Origin of the sequence: Aquipuribacter hungaricus (assembly GCF_037860755.1) — a bacterium.
Classification (GTDB): domain Bacteria; phylum Actinomycetota; class Actinomycetes; order Actinomycetales; family JBBAYJ01; genus Aquipuribacter; species Aquipuribacter hungaricus.
In genome coordinates this window covers 1-4,086 of the sequence record NZ_JBBEOI010000290.1, presented here as the reverse complement: position 1 = coordinate 4,086, position 4,086 = coordinate 1, and the positions used below count along the sequence as shown (strand labels likewise).

4 protein-coding genes are annotated in these 4,086 nt (G+C 74.9%); all 4 read left to right on the top strand.

The genetic code is table 11. The annotated features are described in order from the left end of the window. Positions 1–2,040 (top strand): translation initiation factor IF-2 (gene infB, locus WCS02_RS18330; protein WP_340295730.1); only part of this gene is annotated, 2,040 nt, incomplete at its 5' end. 110 nt (positions 2,041–2,150) lie between these two features. After that, complete coding sequence (gene rbfA, locus WCS02_RS18325; RefSeq protein WP_340295729.1) at positions 2,151–2,714, top strand: 30S ribosome-binding factor RbfA; 564 nt, start codon at positions 2,151–2,153, stop codon at positions 2,712–2,714. 2 nt (positions 2,715–2,716) lie between these two features. Beyond that, entirely contained in the window at positions 2,717–3,682 is a 966-nt protein-coding gene (gene truB / locus WCS02_RS18320; protein WP_340295728.1) for a tRNA pseudouridine(55) synthase TruB, read from the top strand. A gap of 45 nt (positions 3,683–3,727) precedes the next feature. Further along, a partial coding sequence (locus WCS02_RS18315; RefSeq protein ID WP_340295727.1) for a hypothetical protein occupies positions 3,728–4,086 on the top strand: 359 nt, incomplete at its 3' end.

The following is a 4,086-nucleotide window of genomic DNA, read 5'->3' as shown; positions in this document are numbered from 1 at the left end:
GGCGGCGGCCCCAGCGGCCCCGGTGGTCCCGGCGGCGCTCCCGGCGGTCCCGGTGGTCCCGGCCGCATGCCCACCAGCGGTGGCTTCGGCAAGGGCTCCCGCGGCCGCGGCGGCACGCAGGGCGCGTTCGGCCGCGGTGGCGGTCGTCCGGTCCGGGCGCGCAAGTCCAAGCGGGCCAAGCGCCAGGAGTTCGACAACATGTCCGCGCCGACGATGGGCGGCTTCGACGTCCCCCGCGGCGACGGCACCACCGTCGTCCGGCTGCGTCGCGGCTCGAGCCTGACGGACTTCGCGGACAAGATCGACGCGAACCCCGGCTCGCTGGTGCGCGTCCTGTTCGGGCTCGGCGAGATGGCCACGGCCACGCAGAGCCTCGACGAGGACACGTTCCTGCTCATCGGCACCGAGCTGGGCTACGACGTCCAGATCGTCTCGCCCGAGGACGAGGACCGTGAGCTGCTCAGCGGCTTCGACATCGACCTGGACGAGGAGGACGACGAGGAGTACGTCGTCGCCCGCCCGCCGGTCGTCACCGTCATGGGCCACGTCGACCACGGCAAGACCAAGCTGCTGGACGCGATCCGGCAGACCGACGTGGTCGCGGGCGAGTCCGGCGGCATCACCCAGCACATCGGCGCCTACCAGGTGCGCCACGTGCACGAGGACATCGACCGGGCGATCACGTTCATCGACACCCCGGGCCACGAGGCCTTCACGGCCATGCGTGCCCGTGGTGCCAAGGTCACCGACATCGCGATCCTCGTGGTCGCCGCGGACGACGGCGTCATGCCGCAGACGGTGGAGGCGCTCAACCACGCCCTCGCCGCCGACGTCCCGGTGGTCGTCGCGGTCAACAAGATCGACCGCGCCGGCGCCAACCCGGACAAGGTCAAGGGCCAGCTCGCCGAGTACGGGCTGGTGAGCGAGGACTACGGCGGCAACACGATGTTCGTCGAGGTCTCCGCGCTCCAGCGCGTCGGCATCGACGAGCTGCTGGACGCGGTGCTCCTCACCGCGGACGCGGCGCTGGACCTGCGGGCCCGGGCCGACAAGGACGCCCGCGGTGTCTCCATCGAGGCCAACCTCGACAAGGGCCGCGGCCCCGTCGCCACCGTCCTCGTCCAGTCCGGCACGCTGCGCGTCGGTGACGCGATCGTCGCCGGCACGGCGTACGGCCGCGTGCGCGCCATGTTCGACGAGCACGGCGGTGCGCTGCCCGAGGCGCTCCCGGCACGCCCGGTCCAGGTCCTCGGCCTGACCAGCGTGCCCGGCGCCGGCGACTCGTTCCTCGTGGCGCCCGACGACCGCACCGCCCGCCAGATCGCCGAGAAGCGCCAGGCGGTGGAGCGCAACGCGGTGCTGGCCAAGGCCCGCAAGCGCATCACGCTGGAGGACTTCACCCAGGCCCTGCAGGCCGGCAAGGTCGAGACGCTCAACCTCATCCTCAAGGGCGACGTCTCCGGCTCGGTCGAGGCGCTGGAGGAGGCCCTGGTCCAGCTCGACGTGGGCGACGACGTGCAGCTGCGCATCATCGACCGCGGCGTGGGTGCCATCACCCGCACCAACGTCATGCTGGCCAGCGCGTCCAACGCGATCATCATCGGCTTCAACGTCCGACCGGACGGCCCGGCGACCCAGCTGGCCGACCGCGAGGGCGTCGACATGCGCTACTACTCGGTCATCTACGCGGCGATCGAGGACGTGGAGCAGGGCCTCAAGGGCCTGCTGAAGCCCGAGTACGAAGAGGTCCAGCTCGGCACCGCGGAGATCCGCGAGGTGTTCCGCTCCAGCAAGTTCGGCAACATCGCCGGTGCGCTGGTCCGGTCCGGCCTCATCCGTCGCAACACCAGCGCCCGCCTCACCCGCGACGGTGTCGTCATCGGCGACAACCTCAAGATCGAGTCGCTGCGCCGGTTCAAGGACGACGCGACCGAGGTCCGTGAGGGCTACGAGTGCGGTATCGGCCTGGGGTCGTTCAACGACATCCAGCCCGACGACGTGGTCGAGACCTTCGAGATGCGCGAGAAGCCGCGCGCCTGAGGTCGACGCACGACGGCCGCGAGGCCTGCACCACCGACAGACGGACGGCGCCGCCGGGGAGCTCCCCGGCGGCGCCGTCCGTCCCAGGCACCACCCACGAGGAGGCAGACATGGCTGACCCCGCCCGCGCCCGACGGCTCGCCGACCGCATCAAGGTCGTCGTCGCCGAGACGCTCGACAAGCGCGTGAAGGACCCCCGCCTCGGCTTCGTCACCCTCACCGACGCCCGGGTGACCAACGACCTGCAGCACGCCACCGTCTTCTGGACCGTCTACGGCGGGGACGAGGAGCGCGAGGGCACCGCCGCCGCGCTGGAGTCCGCCCGCGGGCTGCTGCGTGCCGAGGTGGGCAAGCAGACCGGGATGCGGCTCACCCCGACCCTCGAGTTCGTCCTGGACGGCGTGCCCGAGGCGGCCAGCCGGATCGACGACGTGCTCGCCGCGGCCCGCGCCCGGGACGCCGAGATCGCCGCCGCCGCGGTCGGCGCCCAGCCGGCCGGCGACGCCGACCCGTACAAGGCGCCCCGCGTGGTCGACGAGGACGACGACGAGGACGACGACGAGGACGACGCTCCAGCCGGTGACGGCCTCGGGGCGGCCTTCCGCGACGAGGCCTTCGGGGCCCCCGCCGACGCCCTGGGCGACGGCTCGACCGAGCGCCCCGAGCGCGGCTGAGGGTGCCCGCCGACGAGCTCACCGGCCCGTGCGGCCTGCTCGTGGTCGACAAGCCGCAGGGCGTGTCGAGCCACGACGTGGTCGCCCGGACCCGGAAGCTCGTCCAGACCCGGCGGGTGGGGCACGCCGGCACGCTCGACCCGATGGCGACGGGCGTGCTCGTGCTCGGCGTCGGCTGGGCCACCCGGCTGCTCACGTACCTGGTCGGCCACGACAAGACATACCTGGCGACGGTGCGGCTCGGGGTCTCCACCGTGACCGACGACGCCGAGGGCGAGGTCAGCGGCGGGGCCGACGTGGCCGGGCTCGACCGGGCCGCGGTCGAGGCGGCGCTGGGGGCGCTGAGGGGGCCCGTGCTGCAGGTTCCCTCGACCGTCAGCGCCATCAAGGTCGACGGCCGTCGCTCCTACAGCCGGGTGCGCGCCGGGGAGGACGTCGAGCTGGCCGCCCGCCCCGTGACGGTCCACCGGCTCGAGGTGCTCGACGTCCGCGCCGTGCCCGCCGGTGCGACCGGCGGCGCGGGGCACGCGGCGCTGGACGTCGACGTGGTCGCCGAGGTGTCGTCGGGGACCTACGTCCGGGCCCTCGCCCGCGACCTCGGCGCGGCCCTCGGTGTCGGCGGTCACCTGACGGCGCTGCGCCGGAGCGCGTCGGGCCCGTTCGGCGAGGACGAGGCCGTGCAGGTGCCCGGCCGGCGTGCCCCCGACGCGGACCTCGACGCGGCCCGCGAGGTGGTCGGCGCGGCGATGCTCGACCTCGCGGCCGCCTCGCGCCGCTGCTTCGGCGTACGGGACGTGTCGGCGGAGGACGCGACCCTGCTCGGCCACGGCCGGCGGCTCGAGCCGTGGGGGACCGGTGACGGCGTGGTCGCCGCCATCGACCCGGCCGGCCGGCTCGTCGCGCTCGTCCAGGACGTCGACGGCCGCGCCCGGCCGGTGCTGGTCGTCCCGCCCGCGCTGCGCCCCTGAGGGTGCGGGCGCGCCCGGCCCGGCGGCGGGTGTGACCCTGGGGGCATGAGCGCCACGGCGAGGTCCGAGCCTGCCGGCCCTGCTGCCGCCCCCTCCTCCGCCCTGCCCCCTGTGCTCGTCGGGGTCGCCCTCGTCGTCGTCGCCCTGGCCGCGGACCTCACCTGGTTGCTCGTGCCGTGGACGGCCGCGCCCGCAGCGCCCGTCGACCCGACGGCGGGGCTGCCCGCGGACGCGGTCGCGCAGGCGGAGCAGGTGGCGTCCTCGCTGCGGCTCCCGTCGCTGCTGTCGACCCTGGCCGGCCTGGTGGCGGCCGCGGCCGTCGTGCTCACCCCGCCCGGGCGCCGGCTGCTCGCGCTCGCGCGGCGGGGCCCCGGCGGGGTCGTGCCGCAGGTGGGCGCGCAGGT